The sequence below is a fragment of the Nostoc sp. LEGE 12447 genome, assembly GCF_015206985.1.
In the GTDB taxonomy this organism is placed as follows: Bacteria; Cyanobacteriota; Cyanobacteriia; order Cyanobacteriales; family Nostocaceae; genus Nostoc.
Genome location: NZ_JADEXT010000042.1, coordinates 40,113 through 61,469 on the forward strand (window position 1 = coordinate 40,113; position 21,357 = coordinate 61,469).

At 41.1% G+C, this 21,357-nt stretch carries 14 protein-coding genes and 1 pseudogene; 9 read left to right on the top strand and 6 right to left on the bottom strand.

Going from position 1 to position 21,357, the window contains the following annotated elements; translation table 11 throughout:
• Positions 1-28: 28 nt before the first annotated feature.
• Positions 29-1,276: an alpha-L-fucosidase gene (locus tag IQ274_RS29040; protein WP_194144291.1), complete on the bottom strand. Its 1,248-nt coding sequence runs from the start codon at positions 1,274-1,276 to the stop codon at positions 29-31.
• A gap of 368 nt (positions 1,277-1,644) precedes the next feature.
• Between IQ274_RS29040 and IQ274_RS29045 the strand changes: the two genes are divergently transcribed.
• The 3 genes from IQ274_RS29045 (at position 1,645) to IQ274_RS29055 (ending at position 5,821) form a co-directional block, all read left to right on the top strand.
• Complete coding sequence (locus IQ274_RS29045; RefSeq protein ID WP_163934077.1) at positions 1,645-3,063, top strand: AAA-like domain-containing protein; 1,419 nt, start codon at positions 1,645-1,647, stop codon at positions 3,061-3,063.
• 5 nt (positions 3,064-3,068) lie between these two features.
• The gene (locus IQ274_RS29050) at positions 3,069-4,640 is read left to right on the top strand and encodes an AAA-like domain-containing protein (RefSeq protein WP_163934081.1); all 1,572 of its coding nucleotides are present in this window, start codon (positions 3,069-3,071) and stop codon (positions 4,638-4,640) included.
• A 101-nt stretch (positions 4,641-4,741) separates the two neighbouring features.
• Positions 4,742-5,821: an NAD(P)H-dependent flavin oxidoreductase gene (locus IQ274_RS29055; protein ID WP_163934084.1), complete on the top strand. Its 1,080-nt coding sequence runs from the start codon at positions 4,742-4,744 to the stop codon at positions 5,819-5,821.
• Between the two features lie 258 nt (positions 5,822-6,079).
• Here IQ274_RS29055 and IQ274_RS29060 read toward each other — a convergent pair whose 3' ends face one another.
• The 3 genes from IQ274_RS29060 to IQ274_RS29070 all read right to left on the bottom strand — a co-directional run bounded on the left by IQ274_RS29060 (position 6,080) and on the right by IQ274_RS29070 (position 12,257).
• Positions 6,080-6,913 carry a response regulator gene (locus IQ274_RS29060; RefSeq protein WP_194144292.1) on the bottom strand — a complete coding sequence of 278 codons (834 nt, stop codon included), beginning with the start codon at positions 6,911-6,913 and terminating at the stop codon, positions 6,080-6,082.
• Between the two features lie 180 nt (positions 6,914-7,093).
• On the bottom strand, positions 7,094-11,752 hold the full coding sequence (locus IQ274_RS29065) for a PAS domain S-box protein (protein WP_194144293.1): 4,659 nt from the start codon (positions 11,750-11,752) through the stop codon (positions 7,094-7,096).
• A 157-nt stretch (positions 11,753-11,909) separates the two neighbouring features.
• A complete protein-coding gene (locus tag IQ274_RS29070; protein ID WP_167306221.1) occupies positions 11,910-12,257 on the bottom strand; it encodes a PAS domain S-box protein in 348 nt (115 codons plus the stop codon).
• Positions 12,258-12,789: 532 nt separating this feature from the next.
• Between IQ274_RS29070 and IQ274_RS29075 the strand changes: the two are divergent.
• Positions 12,790-13,077 (top strand): annotated as a pseudogene (locus IQ274_RS29075) (DnaJ C-terminal domain-containing protein); the annotation flags it as partial.
• A complete protein-coding gene (locus tag IQ274_RS29080; protein WP_194144294.1) occupies positions 13,074-13,373 on the top strand; it encodes a chaperone modulator CbpM in 300 nt (99 codons plus the stop codon). The pseudogene IQ274_RS29075 and the gene IQ274_RS29080, both read left to right, overlap by 4 nt.
• A gap of 114 nt (positions 13,374-13,487) precedes the next feature.
• On the opposite strand, the gene IQ274_RS29085 is transcribed toward IQ274_RS29080, so the two are convergent.
• Positions 13,488-14,693, bottom strand: coding sequence for a glutathione S-transferase family protein (locus IQ274_RS29085; protein WP_163934143.1), 1,206 nt, complete (start codon positions 14,691-14,693; stop codon positions 13,488-13,490).
• 196 nt (positions 14,694-14,889) lie between these two features.
• Positions 14,890-16,089 carry an acyl-CoA dehydrogenase family protein gene (locus tag IQ274_RS29090; RefSeq protein ID WP_163934140.1) on the bottom strand — a complete coding sequence of 400 codons (1,200 nt, stop codon included), beginning with the start codon at positions 16,087-16,089 and terminating at the stop codon, positions 14,890-14,892.
• A 661-nt stretch (positions 16,090-16,750) separates the two neighbouring features.
• Here IQ274_RS29090 and cas6 point away from each other — a divergent pair.
• Genes cas6 through cas5 form a run of 4 tightly spaced genes read left to right on the top strand, consistent with a single transcriptional unit; the run spans position 16,751 to position 20,574 of the window.
• Positions 16,751-17,413 carry a type I-MYXAN CRISPR-associated protein Cas6/Cmx6 gene (gene cas6 / locus IQ274_RS29095; protein ID WP_194144295.1) on the top strand — a complete coding sequence of 221 codons (663 nt, stop codon included), beginning with the start codon at positions 16,751-16,753 and terminating at the stop codon, positions 17,411-17,413.
• 2 nt (positions 17,414-17,415) lie between these two features.
• Complete coding sequence (cas8a1, locus tag IQ274_RS29100) at positions 17,416-18,993, top strand: type I-MYXAN CRISPR-associated Cas8a1/Cmx1 (RefSeq protein ID WP_194144296.1); 1,578 nt, start codon at positions 17,416-17,418, stop codon at positions 18,991-18,993.
• Positions 18,974-19,939, top strand: coding sequence for a CRISPR-associated protein (locus IQ274_RS29105; RefSeq protein WP_194144297.1), 966 nt, complete (start codon positions 18,974-18,976; stop codon positions 19,937-19,939). The genes cas8a1 and IQ274_RS29105 overlap by 20 nt, the downstream gene beginning before the upstream one ends.
• Positions 19,936-20,574, top strand: coding sequence for a type I-MYXAN CRISPR-associated protein Cas5/Cmx5/DevS (gene cas5 / locus IQ274_RS29110; RefSeq protein WP_194144298.1), 639 nt, complete (start codon positions 19,936-19,938; stop codon positions 20,572-20,574). Before IQ274_RS29105 ends, cas5 begins: the two co-directional genes overlap by 4 nt.
• Positions 20,575-21,357 lie beyond the last annotated feature (783 nt).

Below are 21,357 nucleotides of genomic sequence, written 5' to 3' on the forward strand. Positions count from 1 at the left end.
TGTACTGTTACTTAAAAACATTAATTACTCAAGAATCAATATCAATACAAATCACTGTAACGTATGGATTAATTACTGATTCAGGTACATCAATTGTTAATTCTCCTAATGGATTGGGATTAAGAATAGAATCTATAATTGCACAGCGGCTTGTGTAGGTTAGTGCTGTGCTATCAGCAAGAACAAATACCGATTTTACCCGTTTGATTGGTATACCCCTAACTGATATTGTTTCGTAAGGTTTCATTAATAGGTGTAGATAAATGCGGTCGCCTTTACGAGTTGAGGGGCCATAAAATTGCCACGGTTCTAACCCTGGGGTTGTATCAAGTATACTTTCACTGTGGCTCTCCATCCAATCTGCTATATCTTTGAGACGCTCTAACTGCTCAGGAGGGATTTGTCCATTACCCATTGGGCTAACATTGAGCAAAAGATTGCCTCCTTTGCCTGCTACTTCGCAAAGGGTATGAATTAGCTGACGAGATGACTTGAAGCAATGATCGTCTGAATTATATCCCCAACTTTCATTAATAGTCAGACAAGTTTCCCAAGGATGATCGGGTGGATGAGGAGGAATAAACTGTTCAGGAGTTTCAAAGTCTCCACAATTTGGAAGACGATCGTTGATGAGAATATTCGGTTGTAAATCACGAATCATTTTTGCTAAATTTTGAGCCTGCCATTGCTCTGGAGTGCGTTCCCAACTTCCGTCAAACCAGATGATGTCAATTTGACCATAGTTGGTCAATAATTCTCGGATCTGATTGAACATAAATTGGATATATCGCTCCCACTGTTGCGCTGTAGGTTGAGGTAGCTGGTCAAAGCGATAAGGTTTATCTGCTTCTGTAAAAGCTGGATAGTCTGGATGATGCCAGTCACTAAGCGAAAAATAAAGACCAATACGCAATCCGACAGAGCGCATCGCTTCGATATATTCACGTACAATATCTTTTTTGTAAGGTGCAGATGCAATTGAAAAGTCTGATTCTTGGGTATGAAATAGAGCAAAACCATTATGATGCTTGGCTGTTAATATGGCATATTTCATTCCGAGACTTTTTGCTAAATGTGCCCATTCTTGGGGATTGTATTGTTGTGGATTGAAAGTATTAGCTGTGTAGTGATATCTCTCAACTGGAATATCTTTGCAAAAAGGAAGGCTGAATACACCCCCAACTAACGGCCAAGATAACTCACATCCTTGTTGAGAACTATGTCCCCAATGAATAAACATCCCCAATCGAGCTGTATCAAACCAGTTATTCATCATGGTGAAATTTGGCAATAATTCTACTTAATTAGGAGAAATAGCTCCCTTTGCATATTAGTACATATACAGATTTTGGTTGTTATTATTTGTTGGCTGAGGTGAAGATGCGTAGGCGTAGCTCGCCGCAGGCATCGCTATAAAGTGGGGCGTAGCTCCTCGTCCCTTTTCCTCATAACTAGAGATAAGCGCTTGCTTGTCGTGGGTATAGCGTCATAGGGCGTTACAATCCAGGGTCTTTCTCTAGCATCTTGTTGACTGGTAGGGGGTTAGGTTTCTGAAGCCTACTGTTTAAATTTAAGTGAATAAGGAAAAAACTATGAATAATTCCGCTAAAGTCTTATTTAAAACCAACTTTATTCTTTTTACAAATGAATATAGAAGAAGCATTAGTAATTCTAGATACATTCCTTGAACATAGTTTAAGTGATGTTCAGGAAATAATATTTCGTCAAGCTTGGGAAGGAAAAACTTATCCAGATATCGCTGAAAGCTGTGGTTATGATGCCAATTATATAAAAGATGTTGGTTCTAAGTTATGGAAGTTACTTTCACAAGCTTTTGGGGAGGAAGTGACAAAAAGTAATTTTCGCTCAGTATTGAGACGGCGCTCGCAAAGCAGCATTTTGCCAGAAAAACTACAAATGCCAGCAGTCTTGAGACAGTCTCAGCAAACAAGCACAGAGAAAAATGTGATATTAGCATCTTCTTTGGTAATAGAAAAGCAAGAGGAGAAAAAAACCCCAGTCCTAAATTCCGACTTTTTAGAAATTCCTGGTGGTTCAGTGCCGCTCAATTCCTTTTTTTACATAGAGCGTCCGCCAATTGAAGAACGCACATATACAGAAATCAATAAACCTGGAAGCTTAATCAGAATCAAAGCCCCCAGCAAAATGGGAAAAACATCCCTAATGCACAGAATTCTTACTCACGCTAAACAGACTGGGGTACACACTGTACAGATCGGTTTCCAGAGAGCAGATAGTCAAGTTTTCACCAGCTTGGAAAAATTCTTACGCTGGTTTTGTGCTAACGTCAGTCGGCAGTTGAACTTAGAGATCAGACTGGATGATTATTGGGATGAGGATATTGGCAGCAAAGTTAGCTGCACATTGTATTTACAAGAGTATGTGCTGGAGAAAATCGATGCTCCGGTAGTTTTAGCTTTGGATGAAGTGAATCGAATTTTCGAGTATCCAGAAATCTCTAGGGATTTTCTGCCGCTATTGCGTTCTTGGTATGAAGATGCTTCCGAATTAGAAATCTGGCGAAAACTTCGACTAATAGTAGTTCATGCCACTGAAGCTTATATTCCGTTAGATATTAATCAATCCCCTTTCAACGTAGGACTACCGATTAAATTACCAGAATTTAGTTTAGAGCAGATGCAGGATTTGGCAGTGCGTCATGGACTCGATTGGGCTAAAGGTGAGAAAGGATTGGAAAATCTGGCTCCTCTGTTAGTGATGATTGGTGGACATCCCTATCTAGCTCGTCTGGCTCTTTATAACCTGGGACATGAAGAAGTAACTCTAGAGCAACTACTAAATGAGGCTCCCACAATTGCCGGCATCTATAGCAACTATTTACGGCAGCATCTAGCCAATCTTCAAGAACATCCCGAACTAGCAACAGCACTCAAACGGGTAGTTACCTCTCCAACAAGCGTGCAATTAGAAGCGATCGCTGCCTACAAATTAGAAAGTATGGGTTTAGTAAAACTTGAAGGAAATCAAGCAATATCTAGCTGTGAGTTGTATCGGCTCTATTTCCAAGAGCATTTAGGCTAAATGTAATGAATAAATACGAATATCAAATTGGCGGTAGTCTTAAAGTCGATGCTCCTAGCTATGTAGAACGACAGGCTGATATTGAACTTTATAATGCTCTCATCCAAGGTGAATTTTGTTATGTATTTAGTTCCCGACAGATGGGTAAATCTAGCTTGCGGTTACAAACAAGACACCGATTAGAACGAGCCGGCTACAGTTGTGCTTCTATCGATATGACTCGTATCGGCAACGGCAATATTACTCCTGCTCAGTGGTATAAGGGCATAGTAGTTGACTTATTAAGGAGCTTTAATATCTTTGGCAAAGTTAATTTAAAAACCTGGTGGTCGGAGCGAGAAGATTTGCCTGCGTTACAGCGATTGAGTCAGTTTGTCGAAGATATTTTGTTAGTTGAAATAAAAGCTGAAAAGATATTTATTTTTATTGATGAAATTGATAGTGTTTTAGGTTTAAATTTCCCGGTAGTTGATTTCTTTACCCTAATTCGCTCATGCTACAATCAGCGAGCAGAAAACCCAGAATATAATCGCCTAACTTGGGCACTATTCGGAGTAGCAACCCCTTCGAATTTGATTACAGATCGCAACTGCACCCCATTTAATATCGGTAAATCTATTGAACTGCACGGCTTTAATTTATCGGAGGTTCAGCCATTAGTAGCAGGGTTAGAAGGTAAAGTTGCTAATCCGATGGCAGTTATCAAAGACATTTTGGCTTGGACAAATGGTCAACCTTTTTTAACTCAAAAGCTCTGTCAAATAGTAGTGCAAGAAAGAAACTCTGGAAGCAAAAATGTTGAAGAGCAAAGAAGTATAGAAGTTGACGAGCGTTATAAATTGGATGACCATTTACCAATTATTAATCAACATCTGATAAATTTTTATTACCAATTTCCCTTGTTAGTTTTAGAAAAACTCGTGCAAACCCATATTATAGAAAAATGGGAAGCAAAGGATGATCCAGAACATTTGAAAACAATCCGCGATCGCTTGCTGAGAAATGAGCAGCGTGCTGGAGGTTTACTGGGAATGTACCAGCAAATTTTGCAAGGTATTCAGATAGCTAGTGATGATGGAGAAGAACAAATAGAACTGCTTTTGTCGGGGTTAGTAACTAAGCAGCAAGGGCAACTCATAGTAAAAAACCGCATTTATGAAGAGGTTTTTAACCAAACTTGGGTAGAAAAACAATTAGCAAAACTACGGCCCTACTCCCAAGCATTGAATGCTTGGATAGCCTCAGAACATTGTGACAATTCACGACTATTGCGTGGAACAGCTTTGCTTGAAGCTCTAGCTTGGTCACAAGGCAAAAGCTTGAGCGATCTAGATTATCAGTTTTTAGCAGCTAGCCAAGAATGCGATCGGCGAGAAGTTGAGACATGGTTAGAAGCAGAACGAACTAAAGAAGTTAAAGCTAGATTAGTTCAAGAGCAAAAAGCAGCTAGATTCCAAAGATTATTTTTTCTAGGGGCATTTTGTTGGGCATTGATAGTTGTTTTAGGATTGGGGATAGTGACTTTTCAATATAAAAAGCACTGCCCTGTTACCTCAAAGCAATTACTAGTAAACTAAAAAGTTTTTTCCCAAAGAGCGAGTGCTAATCACATTTACGTAACAGGCGATCGCCTTTCCTGAAAATATATTGCTTGTATTACCAAGTGTGGGAGATATTTATGTGGCCTAAGACAAAACTGATAGATTTGCTCAAGATCGCACACCCAATAATTCAGGCCCCGATGGCCGGCGCTTCCACACCTGAGTTGGTTGCAGCCGTTTCTAATGCAGGAGGTCTTGGCTCCTATGGCGGTGCGGCCACCGCACCAGCCAAACTTCGCCAGATTATCAGGCAAATCCGAGAGATGACAGACCAACCCTTTGCAGTTAATTTGTTTGCACCAGCAGTTGAAGCGTATGAACTTGCACCTGAGCAGCATTTCCCCATGTCCGAGCTATTAACAATATGGCACAACGAACTTGACGTGGGGCCTGTTCCCGAACCAATATCAATATTAGGGCCATTCCTAGAACAATTTACTGTCTTGCTGGAAGAGAAAATACCTGTATTTAGTTTCCACTTTGGGCCTGCACCAATTGAGGCAATTCGTGAGATACACAGCATAGGCTCAATTGTCTTAGCTACCGCGACGACAACTAGTGAAGCAAAAGCTCTGGTCGAAGCAGGAGTCGATGCGATCGTAGCCCAGGGCTTTGAAGCCGGAGGTCATCGCGGTACTTTTGCTGTGCCTTATGAACATGGATTGATTGGAACAGCAGCCTTAGTACCGCAAATAGCTGATGCGGTGTCGGTTCCAGTGGTTGCGGCAGGCGGAATTATGGATGCTCGTGGAATCGTTGCTGCATTTGCACTTGGGGCAAGCGGGGTACAAATGGGAACCGCCTTTCTTCCCTGTCCTGAGAACAATATCCCGGAAGTCTATAAGCAGGCAGTACTCAACTGTAAGGACGAGGACACAGTTATTACTGAGGTATTTTCCGGCAGACCCGCCAGAGCAATCCGAAATCGATTTATACGTGAAATGGAGAATCACAAGGACAAGGTACTGCCATTCCCGGCTCAGATGTCTATAGGACGAGTTTTACGTCAAGCTTCTGCTCAACAATCAAGTCCAGATTTTGTCAGTATGTGGGCAGGACAAGGAGCAGCATTAGCTGAAGCTCTCCCAGCAGGGGAGCTAATCCAAAAAATGATCCAAGAATTTCTTGCCGTGACTGCTTCTTTACAAGTCACTTGAAGAAGAATTCAGGAGTCAGGAGCGGAGCCGTTCCTGACTCCTGAATTCTGTTTCGATAAACTATAAACCGAACACAATATTAGCTCGACTTTATCCATTTTTTGGTAACACTCAAGCTGACGCTAAAACCTTTGTAGAACAGTAGTTTTACTTTTTCAATTTCAGCTTGAATCAGTGATATGGAAAAAAATTTGCCAAAAAGCTAGGGCTTTTGCTCTATAAGGAGAACCAAGTTCTTAATTTTGGATAAAGTCGAGATTAGTAAGTGTTGGGATAGTAGGCACTAGTACATAAATATTCCTGATCTTTGAACTCTAGATAACTAAAAGTTATTTTCACATCTAGATTACGACCATCTTCAGTTTGGTGAATAGATTCAAAACTTGAAGAATCTTTTTGTCTAAGTTCTTGCCATTGTGAGTGCCAAGTTTCTGCGGGAAAATTTGGATCGATATCGTGAACGGTCATGGTCAGCAATTTTTCGCGAGAATAGCCTAAAATCTGGCACGCCGCTTCATTTACATAAATCAACTGGGCATTTGAGTTAACAAAAAAAATTGGCTCTCTAAATCTGTCTAAATAAAATTGGCTTAACCGCAGTGCTGATTCTGCTTTTTGGCGACCCCTTCGGGCAGCTTCGCTAACGCTAATTTCCTGTTGCAAAAGTAAATTTTGCTCAGTCAGTTGTTTTTGTAGCCTTCGGATAGTCAAGTTATTTTCTACACGGGCAAAAACCTCTTCTTCACTAAAAGGTTTAGTAATATAATCTACTCCCCCGACTGCAAAAGCTTTAACTTTATCAAATACTTCATCCAAAGCGCTAATAAAAATCACTGGAATGTCGCGGGTTATTTCCGAGGCTTTCAAATGTTGACAGACTTCATAGCCATTCATTTCTGGCATCATGATGTCAAGTAAAATTAAATCCGGTGGCGCAGCTTGTGCTGTTTTCAAAGCTGTTGGCCCGTTAATGACTCTGCGAATTTCATACCCTAACTGAGTTAGCATGGCAGATAAAAGTCGCAGATTATCGGGCGTATCATCCACAACAAGAATATTTGCTTTTGCTAGCTGAATTTGATGGTTATTCATATTTATTAGAAACGATTTATAAAAGTAAGTATTAACAATTATCAAAAACAAGCAGCTATTACCATGACTTTATATAAATAACATGAGCAAAGTATAGATATTTAAAAACTTATTTATATCGTCACGGTACAGCTTATCTTAAATCGTCCACCTCTGAAAATTCACTTCATAAATCATTTATTACAGTTGGGTTAAATCAATAACTTTATCAATCCGAAAATTATTAACCCAATCAGACAGAGTGTTTGCCAAAAGAGTAGATTCTTCAGGAATTTGCTCAAGCAAGCTGAAAATCAGCTTTTCATCAGTACACAGTGCCGCTTGGTGTAGCTGTGTCACCCACTCAGTGGGCATCTGAGCTAGAATCTCTTCTACTGATAGAAGTTTAAGGTTAGAATTTTCTGCAAGTTGGTCTTTTTGAAGTGGTTCTTGTTCATACACATAACGCACCCCTAAATATTTAGATATTATATTTAAAATTACTTCCTCTCGGAACGGCTTACGCACAAAATCGTTGCAGCCTGCTGATAAAACCACAAATCGTTCCTCGTCAAAAGCACTAGCAGTTAGAGCAATAATCACAGTAGCTTGACCTTTTAAAGTAGCTCTGATTTGTTTAGTGGCTTCATACCCATCCATCACGGGCATTCGCATATCCATGAAAATTAGGTGAGGTTCCCAACTTTGCCAAAGAGCGATCGCTTCTTGACCGTTAGCTGCTGCCTGAGTTTCAAAACCAATACTATTAAATAACTGCGTTAATAAATGGCAATTGTCTTCGCGGTCATCAACTACCAGAATTCTGTATACAGGTTGGCCTGATACCAAAGCAATTACTCGACGTTTAAGGGTTGGTGGTGCAATATCTAATGAATTTGCTAATTCAATTTTGATATCGAAGTAGAAAGTTGAGCCACGACCTACCAGACTATGAACGTGGATATCGCCACCCATTAACTGCACAAATTGACGGCTGATTGTTAATCCTAATCCTGTGCCTTCTCTTACTTGTCTAGCACTTGCAGTCTGAACGAAAGGCTGAAATAAATTATCTAATTCCTCGGTAGGAATTCCCAATCCTGTATCTTCAATTTCAAAGGTAATCAGCGATTGAGGATTCCTCAAAGAATTTTCAGGATTATCTTCTCCTACTTCTACGCGCAACGTTACTCCCCCAGTATTGGTAAATTTGATCGCATTTCCCAATAGGTTGATCAGCACTTGTCGGAGTTTACTTTCGTCTGTGAGGATATATTGGTGTAAATTCGGAGCAAGTTCAAATGAGAGTGATAACTTTTTGTCCTTGGCTCGTATCTGGAACATCTGTTGCATCTCTTGCAATAACCTATGCAAATCAAAGGATGTCGGGTTAAGAACAATCCGTCCAGCTTCGATTTTGGACATTTCCAGCACATCATTAATTAAGTTGAGCAGGTGTTCTCCACTACGATTGATAGTTGCTAAAGAGTCTCGCTGACGTTTGTTGAGGGTGGTGTCTCGTTCCATTAGCTGGGCGAAACCCAAAATGGCATTGAGTGGCGTTCGCAGTTCATGGCTCATGTTAGCTAAGAAGGCGCTTTTTGAACGGTTGGCAGTTTCGGCGGTTTCTTTGGCAATTCGTAGTGCCTCCTCTGCTTTGTGCCGCGATCGCCCAATGGCTATGAGTTCGCTCACCAGTTGCAGTAAGTTGATTTCCTCTTGGCTCCAAGTTTTAGATTTGTTAACAGCATCTAATTCCAGTAGTCCAACGACTCTGCCGGCGTAAATCATCGGTACAGCCACTACAGATTTAATTATTTCTCTCTCGGCGTTCGCCTCTGGTGAAATATCTGTAATTCGAGATGCTTGTAAACCTTGGATAGGATTACCGTTGAGAATTTGGTTGTAAAACCAAGGCAACGGTTCAGATGAAGTAGCGCTGTTTAATAATAGTCTGTTGCTAGGATCGTACCACTCATGAGCGATGTGAAATTGCTGTTGTGGCTCGTAATATTCAAAGATACAACTGCATTCAGCCCCCATAAATTCGGCGATCGCTTGCAGGGTAAAATTGATTGCGGTATCTGCATCCTGGTCGATAAACTGGCGAGAAATGCTGTTTAGCAGTCTGTCTACCTGAGCGCGATGCCAAAGTGTGGCTTCAACTTGCTTACGTTCGGTTAAGTCTTGCACCAACCCCTGAATAAGTGTGCGCTCACCCAACTTAAATATAGTTAACCACACCTCAGCCGGAAAATCTGTACCATCGGCGCGACGGTGAACCCATTCAAAACGATGTCTGCCTTGGTCGTAGGCGATCGCAATTTGTTCGCGCGCTAAACTAGCAGAAGTTTGACCGTTTGGTTGAAATGGTGGTGAAAATTCACTGGGATGCTTCTGTAAAAACTCTTGTCGAGAATAGCCGAATAGTTCTTCTGCTGCCCGGTTACAATCAAGAGGAATTCCGTTTTCCTGTAACATGACAGCAATACTGGTTGATTCGTAAAGAGCGCGAAATCTGGCTTCTGATTGTCGCAAAGATTCTTCTACAAGTTTGCGATCGCTAATATCGGTAATGACGGCATCTATACAACCATCCTCAGCATTCCGTCTCAACGATATTAATCCCCAACCAAGAGATTTATCCCGACGGCATAGTTGCAACTCAAAGTTACGTACCTCACCCTGCTGTGCCATTTCTGCCAACAGCAGTTGGCGATCGTTTGGATTCGCGTAAAACTCCGTCGTGAATTGCTTGCCAATTAGATCGGTGGCGCAACTATAACCCAAAATTTCGGCTTGGCGTTGGTTAGCTTCCAGAAACAGCCCATCTTCTAAGCGAATCCGAGCAATCCCCACTTGAAAGTTTTCAAAAATGTTGCGATATTTCTGTTCGCTGCGACGTAGAGCTTCTTCTGACTGTTTGCGCGCCGTAATATCGCGGAAGTACCAAATTCTACCGTAGTAATCTTTTGTTGGCGATCGCACAGATGCCGAATATCGGTCTAGAGTTCTTCCATCTTTCAGGCGAATTTCATCCCGGCTGATTTGGTCTGGATGGGCGTAGAGATACTCAACTTTTGCCAGAAACTCCTGTGGCTGTTCCAGTTTTTCGAGTGCTAATTCTAGTAATCGCCGATTGTTACCACTGACAAATCTTTCTGGAATTTGCCATAACTGACAAAAACGCTGATTATAAGATACAACTCGATTATTTTCATCAACGACTAAAATTCCATCAATTGAAGCTTCTTGTTGGGCTTTGAGTATGGCATTACTGCGGTGTAAATCTGCCTCTACTTGCTTGCGATCGTTAATGTCAGCAACCACGGCTTCAAGACAATTATCTTCCAGATTCAAACGTAAGGAAAATAAGCCCCAGTGAGCCTTACCGTTGCATTGATAAAACTGTAGCTCAAAGTTGTTGAGTGAACCTTTTTCACGCAGTTCGGTTATTATACGCTGGCGATCGCTTGGGTTTGCATAAAAATCTGTGGTAAATTTTGTGCCACCAATTAAGTCTGCTACAGAACTGTAGCCTAATAGCTCCGCAAGGCGTTGATTGGCATCTAAAATCAGTCCATCATCAATTCGGCTGCGAAGGATGCCAAATTGAGAGTTCTCAAACAGGTTGCGAAACTTTTGCTCACTCTTGAGCAAAGCTTGTTCAGCCTGCTTCCGCTCTGTAATCACACGCGCAACGCTGATCAGTACCAAGTTACCATCGATATCATCAGTTGTAGCTAAGTTTGTGGCTTGCCATTGCCAACTACCATCCTTGAGTCTAGCTCTATACTCAACTTCTACCCTCTCCCCTGTTGTTACTACCCTGTTGACTGCATCTAAACAACTTGGTAAGTCATCAGGATGAAGAAAATCTGTAAATGCTATACCTTCTAACTCAGTTGTTTCATAGCCTGTAAGCTTGGCTAAATTGGGCGAAATATAGGAGATTCGTCCTTCTAAGTCAATCAGAGAAATAATATCATTAGAATTTTCCACAATGCGGCGGAACTTAATCTCGCTTTCGCTCAAGGCCTTCTCTACCTGCTGACGTGCAGTAATATCCCGAAAACTCCAAACACGTCCAATAATTTTATCGTTTTGCCATTGAGGTTGAGAGTAACGCTCAAAAACACGTCCATCTTTCATCTCTACCAAATCAAAAGCTTCCTGTTCTGGGGAGTTATAAAATAGTTCCTTGACTCTGGCAGTAAAAGCTTCGGGATCTCGCGTTTGTTCAGACATAAACTTGAATCGTTCATTGCTCTGAGAAGGTTGCAACAACGATTCTGGTATTGACCACATCTGAATAAACTTTTGATTAAAGACTGCTACATTAAAGTCTTGATTTACAACTATAATTCCATCAGCTGTAGATTCAAGTGTCGCTTGCAAAAGAGATAGAGTTTCTGCTTGTTTTTGTTGTGCTAAGTAGCCTTCCGTTTCCCAATGTTTTGTTTGAGTGACATCTCGAATTACTAGTATAGATGACCTGTCACCTCCTGCAAGTTCGACGCAGTTACCTGATATTTCTAAAATTAAGGAGCGATGTTTGCCGTCACGACATTCATATTCTTCTGTGATTTCATACTCTCCCCCTAACACCCTCATATTTGGATAAGACTCTGGTGCAACTTCTTCACCAGCTAGGCTTAAAAATAACAAGTCACTCAGCTTGGAATTAAGAACGAGAATATGTGGTCGGTTAACCAGTTTGTCAAAAGCAGTATTGCACCATTGTATTTTGCCATCACTACCAGTCCAGACAATAGCATCAGCGATCGTCCCCAGCGCCACCTCCATCTTGCCCAAAATTGCCCGTAATTGGTTGACCAAACTAGTCAAATGTATGCTCATCAGCAAACTCACCTCCGGGGAATTAAAAATCAAAAATTAAGAATTAAAAATTGTAACTATTGGGGACTTGTACCCAAAGATTAATTAAAATTTACTATTTTTAAGAAAAAAAAGGTCAATTTATGATTTTTTTTGGCGAACTATCTTCTCATTTATTTTAAAGAGGACGCAACATGGCCATAAATACCCATTCTCCCTGATGTTTCTCTGCCATAATCAAATGCTCGGCTTCAATTTCTAGACCATCTTTGGTGATGCCAACTAGACGCAGGGGGTGATTGAGAATAGTAGAATTTTCTGTTGAAAGAAAGCGGGAAAAACCAAGATGGTGCGGGGCATGAAAACCTTCTGGAATTACTACTGTAATAATTTGACCATTAATTTCAGCCATGCTCCAGCCAAAAACAGACGTAAAGCGATCGTTTACATAAGTGACAAACCCTTGTTGATCTGTAATTACAACTGGCACGTCTGTTTCTTGCTTCATATCACTGAGAGTTTTCATCGCTGCTTTAGCTATAAAGTTTTGCTATAGTTGTGCAGTTTTTAGAGCAGTATAATCTCCTCCAATAATAGCAACATGCTTAGGTAATATTCTCAAACTTTCTATTAGATTGGTAATAACCCAAGTTGCGGGTTATCAACTGATCTGTGGTTGTTACCACTCAATTGATGCGATGCCTCCGGCGGGCTACGCCTACACGTGCAACAATGGCATTCAAGTACTTAAATGATTTGGCTGTTATATAAATTACTTAATTAAATAAAAGCTTGTTGAAGAGTAAAAGAAAAAATAAATGCTTGTAGCTTAAGTAAAAACCCTTTACAAGTGACTGCATGTATTGATTTTGGGAAAACACAAGTGATACTACTAAATACGGTTTCAATATTTTGATGAAATGGTAGGCGTGATGCGTCAGTACATCAAACTCAAGAAAACTTCCGGTAGCCCAAAACTGAGTAGAGAAGATCAAGTACTGGTGGCTTTACAGTATTGGCGCGGAGCCAGAGACGCTCCGCCTCCGGAGAATATCGTACAAGTTCCCATTCGTCCAGATGAAGCGGTCTTAGGCGCTCAAATTCAAGTACCAACACCAGAGGGTAGCGTCACATTGAGCGTTCCGAAAGGCGTGCGTTCCGGTCAATCGCTGCGGCTGCGAGGAAAAGGCTGGACGCAACCAAAAGGCGGGCGAACTGACCTAATTGTGAAACTTCAAATCGTCTCTCCGAAAGAGTTAAGCGAAATTGAGCAGGATTGCTATGAAAAGATTCAGGCGAATAGCAGCTTTAACCCACGTACTGCATTAGAAGGATTAAGGTTATGAGCGAGTTTAGCCTCTCCAGTACAGTTGTTTCCCATGAAGGCGATCGCCTTTATACATTTGAGTATGCAGCCTCTGTTACCCAAACTTCAACGATTGTAATTGAGCGATTTGTGCAACTCGGATTGATCGAACCGAAAGGCTCAATGCTGCACTCACGAGAAATTGCGCGAATTGCTCAGATCCAACGCTTGCGTCAGGATTTGGGACTAAATCTCGTAGGCGCAGCAATGGTCATGGATATGGCGGCTGAAATTGCCCAGTTACGGGCACAGCTAAAAGCGTTGCAGTCTTCTTAAAAACATCACCCAATATTCAGAGGTGAAAAAGTTGGCGCAATCAAAATTTTAACAAGTTACCATTGGCTCATTTTTGAGAGAGGAACGCGATCCGCCAGGATGGGTGCCTGAATCCTACTTGATGACAAAGTTAGACGGGTCTTGATCTCGTCGATGCTTAGTGGGAATGGGGTCTGGCTGCCCATCACCCGCAAGGGCTGCGGTTTTTTCCAGGGATTCTCTCAATCGCTTGGCCGCATAGATGGACATATCTCGCGGTACATTAATGCGATCGCGCAAATATCGGAGAGCGACATCAGAACCTGATGGAGGTACACAGTCTTCACCTGTCATCATGTGTGTTAAAGCACAACGTAGCGCTTGATCAAACAATTTATCATCTAGGGGGTTGACTCGGATAATATTGATGCGATGCTCGATGGTTCGCTTAAGAGCTTCCATGCGGGAGTTTTCGGGTTCTGGGTAAGCAACATCTGGTAGGCCAAACCAGGGGCCATTATCCACCCGCGCTTTGTTGAGAAGCATCTGGGTTTCGCCGTTTTCCCAACAGCCTCCCATCTGGGGCGGCAAATCATGTGCGTGGGTGTGAAAGTCGCTCTGGGTACCGCAGTAGGTCGGTCGGCTTTCCATTGCCGCAAACCATGCGCTCAAGCGGGGGTTTTGCGATCGCAGGGAGTAACCCTTGTAGTAGTAAAGGCTCGCATTCATCCGTTCGAGATATGGCGTAAAAATGACATCGACGATGCCAAAGCTATCTAGAAAGTAAGGACTTGGGGTGCGACCCAGAGCCTCCTCGACCATAGCCACCACTGCGATAAATTGTTCTCGGTTGCGTTGTTCTTGTTGAGAGGAACCGGCTTTAGAACACAGCCAAACGCACCAGGCTCTAAATAAAAGTCGTTCTAATTGACGTAGAGGCAGCACCGTAGGGTCTTCCATCCCTTGGCTCAATGGAGCAAAAACCTTTTCCAAAGCGATCAAAATGTCATCGCTTTCCTTAATAATCCGTCCATCTAGCTCGATTGCAGGGAGCATTCCTGACGGTACCTTACGTTTATACCAACTTTCTTTCTCCCCATAGCAAAACATTGTCACTTTTTCGATGCGGTAGGGGATCTGTTTTTCCTCCAACCATAACCAAACTTTTTGACAGTAAGGACACCAGGCATGGTTATCGCGGTACAGCGTTACCCGCACATCAGATTCTGGCTTCCCAAACAAGCGCAACCGGGCTTTAGCATTGGTGAGACCATTAACGGTATCTATTTGATAGTCCGTAAGGGCTTCTAGTTCTTCCCAGCTTAAGGGTGCGGTAGTCATAGGGTGAGTTACGTAGGACAATACTTAGGGCAATCCTATACTCTACAATATTTTCAATTACACCAAGGCTTAATTTAACCGATAGGTTCGACCATCAATTCTTTCCACTTGTCCTTGAAGAAAAAGTTGAAATGATCTGGTATGGCTCAAACTCTACAGCAATTCTCATTATGAGAATTGTTGCCCCACTCCTCCATTACTTGACTTTCAGTGCTGACTTCCCTAATGACTGACAAATAACATCGTTTTGTGGTGTATGGATGCGGCTGCACAGAACGTCACGGTAGTGTCGCTCTAAAGGATTTCTTTTTAACATACCAGGATTACCAGTTAGTTCCAAGGCAATCTCCACAGCACGAATCGAGTTAGTTGTAGTAAGGTATTTAACAGCTTGTGCCTGTAATCCTACGTTAGGATCGTACTCGCTGCGATCAATATCTTGAGCCAAACTATAAATTAATCTATTGTTAGCAAATAGTAGTGCTTCTATTTCACCTACGGCAGTTTGGAAGCGTGGCAGAGTTGCTAGCGGTTCTTTGAGATTAGAAGGCGATCGCTCCCAAAGATATTTAACCAGCCAGTCTCGCGCACTGGTAGCCACACCGAGATATAAAGCGCTCACTGTCAAACTGCCCCAAGTGGAAATCAATGGATCGAGTGATGGTGCAGCAGATATGGGACTGATATTCAGGGCGTACTCTAAGGGAATTAATACATTCTCCAAAATCAGATCGTGGCTGCCTGTAGCTCTCATCCCCAAGTGATCCCAGGTTTCGACAATTTGCAAACCGGGCAAATCGCGCGGAACCAAAAAATTGCCAACTTGTGGTTCATCTTCAGTTGTCCGCGCCCAAACCACAAAGTAACTGAGGATGGGACTACCCGTAGTGTATTGCTTGTGGCCTGTTAAACGCCAACCCTCTGTTGTCCGTTCGGCAATTGTGGCAGGTAATCCGCCTCTAGCTGGGGTTCCTAACTCTGGTTCAACACGGGCGGCATTGATTAGGGCAATACCTTCAATGGATTCACGACACAACCTTTTATATACTTCTGGATGCCAGCGACGGCTACGGGCTGCATTGGCATGTTGGAGATAGTGCATCGTCAGTACTAGCGCAGTTGAAGCATCGCCACGTGCTATCCCTTCAATGACTTGGCAGATAGTTGATAGCCCTAAACCCTCACCACCTAATTCACGGGGAATGGTGAGGCTGAGTAATTTTGCCTCAGACAAAGCTGTAAAATTCTCGAAAGGAAAGGAACCCTCTTTATCGTGTGCGCCTGCACGGGTGGCAAAGTCTTTAGCTAGAGCCTCAACCTGGTCGAAAATATTGGGGAGAGTTTCTAAGCTTTTGGTTACAAAGGTGTCTGGCAGTGCTTGCTCCAACTGTGACATAAATACTCCTTAAAGCTCACTTTACTCTCATCCCACAAAAAATTGATGTTCCAGCAAACTTAATATAGGATTTATTTTAACCCTCTCTCTAGTTACCAAGAATTAGAAGCGATGCCTACGACGGGGTATGCCTACGCATCTGTGGTAGAGTTAGATACAGGCTAGCTCAAATGTTCCCACTTGCTGAGATGGGAATACACTATGAACCAATTTGGTTTTGTTGTACTGTGACTTTACCCATAAGTTTGCCGCTACTGGAACCATAAGTTTGCCGCCAACAAGATTATAACCCTCATTTTTGTGTCACCTAATTTTGGATGAAATTGACAGTTTGGAACCATAACTTTGCCGCTAGTCCAAATTGGAAGGATAAGCTTGCCGTGAGTCCAATCAAGCATAGAAAGCAGAAAAGCACCGAATTTTTTTATAATGGAGCAGAAGCAGTTGATGGTGGTATAGAATAGGAACTTTTGGCTATCCATCTGTTTTGAGCAACTACTGGAGTATTAGAAGCTCCTCCTGACCAGTGAGAATATTGCGAACAATAGCCTAAACTGGATTGCCACTTTAACCAAAGTAGTCGGCGATGACAATGAGGACAATTTTGCACAAGAGTATGTTGATGTATTAAACAAACTTTGACATCTCAAAATTTCTATCTATGGCAGCCATATTAATTCAAAGCGAGGAATATGTAGATTTAACGTTTAAGCTGAGAGGCGCACCGATTCCTCTTGACAACGGTTATCTTACCTATGCTGCCTTATCCCGTATTTGTCCCCCACTACATGAACTAAACAATATTGGGATTCATCCGATTGCTGGAATACCGACCAGAAACAATTTGCTTGAACTCACTGCTCAATCTCGTCTAAAAATTCGGATTTACCATCAACAAATTCCTTTAATTTATCCTTATTTAGCGGGTCAAGCTTTTCATATAGGTCAAAATTTTTATCAACTAGATATTCCCGACTACCAACCTTTAATTTCTTCAGAAAGTGCCTATTCCAGATTAGTGGTAATTAAAGGGTTTCAAGACTCTACTAGCTTTATTGAAGCTGTTCAACGGCAACTAGATAATTTAGGAATACAAGGAAAAATTGAACTTCTTACCCGACAAGATGGAACACCTCAACGAAGACAATTAACCATCAATAAAGAAGGGAAACAGTTTAAAGTTAGAGGATTTGGCATAAAAATCAGCGAACTCAACTCAGAAGATTCCTTAATCCTGCAAGAACAGGGAATTGGCGGGAAACGAAAGATGATGTGTGGAATATTTGTTCCAGCGACTCGCAGCAAGGAAGAAGAGGAAACCTGATTATGGTTGCTACCCAACCCAAAATTTCCCTATCTCTCCATGCTGCGGATACGACAATAATGCACCGCGTCGGAATAACGGGACTTTACATGACTTTAAAGCGATTAGAAAAGCAATATCCCTCATCTCATCAACGGGCAGGAAAAATATCATGGTTTTTGACTACTGATACTATTGAATTATTCTGGCAAGGAAGTGATGTCGTCGCCCTATCTTGGTTAATTAAGGAGTCTTTTCAACTAGATAATACAGGTTTAATTCATTTAGCAGGATTAGACAATAATGCAATAGATTTAAGTCAGAAAATACATATTCATGAGGGAATGTGCGCTGTTTTTCTGCGTCATAATCAATTTTATCAAGCGGGAGAGATAGTTAATACTGAACTAAAGGCTGAAGAAAAAAAAGTCGAGTATCAATATAAATCCCTAACTTGGTACGCACATCAAACTTTTGCAGAGAAGTTATGCGAGGCAGATACCCAGCAACTCAGACATGATTACATTCAAATAACCAGTTGGTTGTATTTAGGGGGAATTGTTCGCCATGCTCGAACGCAGAATGCTACAAAACTAGAAGAGAAACCTGAATACGCTTTAGCATTATTATTTGTACCAGTAGTTTGTCATTATTGCTTACTTCATATTCCATCAGAAGACTTGAAGGAAAAGAAACCCCATCGCTACCTAGTGGTGATTCCAGAAATCAAGGATTTTGAAGATGCTTCTCAAAGAAGATGGCGATTACAGCAATTAGAAATTAAACAGCTTCATGTTAGTACCCTTGGTGAAGCAGGATTACTTTATTATAGCTTAGACGATATTCACACTGAAGGCGGCTACTATCAAGCTTGTCAAGTTTGGTTATATGAAAAAATAAATCAAGCTTCTCGTCAAAGGACATTAATGAGTATAGAAGAAATTAAAATTGATAAGAATATTTTAATCACTTATCAACAAGTGCAAAAATACTTTAAAACTAATTACCAGATAATTAAATATAAGCAAATTTTTATTAAGGTCAATCTGATTCGCTCCCTGCTTGCTGATAATTTGGTGAAAGGAATCTATTGGTGGTCTAATTTTTGGGAAAAATTGGTGATAGAGGATTCAAAACAATATCTATTTAACCAGTTATTTTCCAATCGAGAAGGAATCATCATCATGGCAGAGAATAGTGAAGAAGACAAGCAATATCTTATTTTTATTAAGGTATTTCAGCAAGCTATGAAGGGCAACTTTGCTAAAATTTATGCCAAAACAGAGGAAGGTAAAGATCCTCCAATTAAGAAGAAAGTTGAACGATTAAGGGCAGAGCTAAACTATTGTTATGATGAATTGTCGTTTAAGGAATATTTGTCTGACTTTTTAGTAAGAGGGGGATTAAATAAGTATTTTAATGAGCATCAGGAAGAAATTGCACTACTAATTAAAAAATCACCTTGGCAAGAAATAAGAATTTGGTCATTGTTAGCGATCGCCAGTTATAAACCCAAAGATAAACCCACAAATATGGATGATAGTTCATTCCCAAACAATCAAAAAGTAGAAGAAGTGAATTATGAGTCAGAAGAAGAATGACAATAATATACAAAATTATTATCTTTACGGAACAGTCCTCACTCGTTATGGTTTAGCGTCCTTAAATCATGACATTAGACGAGGAAATAAGACTATTCTGCAAAAAGGCTATTGGAATGGGAAAATTCATTCTTTTGTAGGTTCAAGTGCAATTCGTTGGGCGTTACGTTTTTATCTTCAAAAGCAAGGTTTTTTAGTTAATCGAGTTTGGGATGAGGACGAAAATATTAATCGGTTAACAAGTGAAGATTTCGATCCAGAACAATTTTATGATGATGATATTTTTGGGTTTGCTTTGTTAGAGTCTGCTGAGACAGAGGAGGAGACTTCAACAACAAAGAGAAAAAGCAAACAAACAAAAGCCAGCGCTCGTAATCAGAGAATGGGTGCTTTAGGGATAAATATGGCTGTTTCGCTAACGCCTTATGATGGTGCAGTCAAGTTAGGGGCAAAAAGTGGCAGAGAAAAGGATAGCACATCGCTTCATTTTACAGAATATCATGCAACTCGATATCAATATTATTTTGGAATTAATGCCACTCATCTCAAAGATTTTTCGCGGATTTTACCTCTGATAGATGGGATTATGAACCTGCCCAAGGTAGGAGGGAGTAGTAATATTTTTAATTATCCTTTCTGTCCAGATAGTTTGGTATTTCAATGGACAAATCATTTTGCTTCCTATATTTCCTATTGCTTTGAATATTGCGATCCTAAGAGTAAGGAAGCAAAACTTACAAAAGAGTTTATAGATGAAGTAGAATGCGGACAGATTGACCCTAGTAAATTGTGGATTGGGGGAACAATCGTTAAGGAGTTACAGCAATTAGATAATTTTGATAATTCCCCTTTTAAGAAGGCGCATATTTATCGTAATCGAAATGAACTGATTGCAGCTTTGCAAACAGTCATTAAAAGAGATTTGGGCTTAGAAGAATCAAAATGATTGCACCATTAATTCTCTATTTGGATGTTCCATTTACGACTTTTCGGGAGTCCCATGCAAGGGAAATGGGAAAAACCTATCCTGTCCCTCCTCCAGCGACAGTGTATGGGATGTTATTATCTTTGGTAGGGGAAACGAATGTCTATCGCCACTGTGGGGTAGAATTGGCGATCGCAATGTTATCTAGCCCCAAAAAGTCACAAATTTTACGTCAAATGAGACGGTTTAAGAATGCTGATTTTAGCCATCCAGAGAATGTTATTCCCTGTTATCAAGAAATTTTGTCTAATCTGAAGTGTTTAATTTGGGTTCGTTCTGACGAGGAAAAGATACAACCAAGTTTAAGGGAGAGGATACAGTTAGCGTTTGACCATCCTGAGCTAGTAAGACGGTTTGGTTGTTTATTTTTGGGAGAAAGTGACCAGTTGATTAAAACGCTCAAACTTGTCTCGGAAGATTATCTAGAGGGGGTGAGACAATGGGCGATTAGAGATAATCGAGGCAGGTTAACCTTACCCTATTGGGTTGACCATGTGGGGTCAAGAAATACCCGATTTTTGAGGTATCGGATTGAGGAAATGCCAAGCTCACCACCTCCTGATTTGGCGTGGACGATGATTCAATCTCCAATTTGACAAGTATCTCTTATGGGAAAGGAAGTTTAGGATCAAAGAATGGCGGGAAGGTTTACATGGTAAGGGATATGGTAATTGAGACAAGAAAAAAGGTGCTTGCCATTTTTGGGAAAGCTTATCGACACTGGGTTTGAGGGGCTGAAAGTAAGGGAAACTTTGGTAAGTTGTATGTTTTTGGTTTCTCGATCTGGAAAGTACTTGTAAGATTGTAAATGAAACTTCCTCAGTTAAGGGTTTTCAACTTTGCTGTGATTCGTGGCTTTATGCCGTTAGGCGTTGCTCAAACGCAGCTTAAGCATTTGCAGGATAGGCCGGAGGGTGATTCGTGGCTTTATGCCGTTAGGCGTTGCTCAAAGGACAAATGCGGACAAATGCGTAAGAAAAATTAACATTTTGGTTAAACAATAATTCTTTACAGAGTACGCTTATATTAAGCAGATATGCGATCGCAAGGTCGAGATTTTGATTCCCGGCATGAAGGATTATTAGCATTTAAGCAAGTTTATGTGCTGGAGGTGTTAAAAAAGACTTCAGAATAAATCTTGTTTTTAAGTGACAAGATGATGCTAGACAAGCGATCGCAATTTTAAAGAATGTCTCTGGTATGAATCGCGTACAGCACAGAGACTCTAAAAGTTCTCATCCCATCATCAGGCTTACAGCATTTACGGCTGTTATGAGGTACAGTAGCAGCAACTGGCAAACCAGTTTCTTAAATGTTGAGGATTTATTAAATCGAGTGCAACTGAGATTAGTTTGTCAACCATTTCTGTTGTAGTTGGA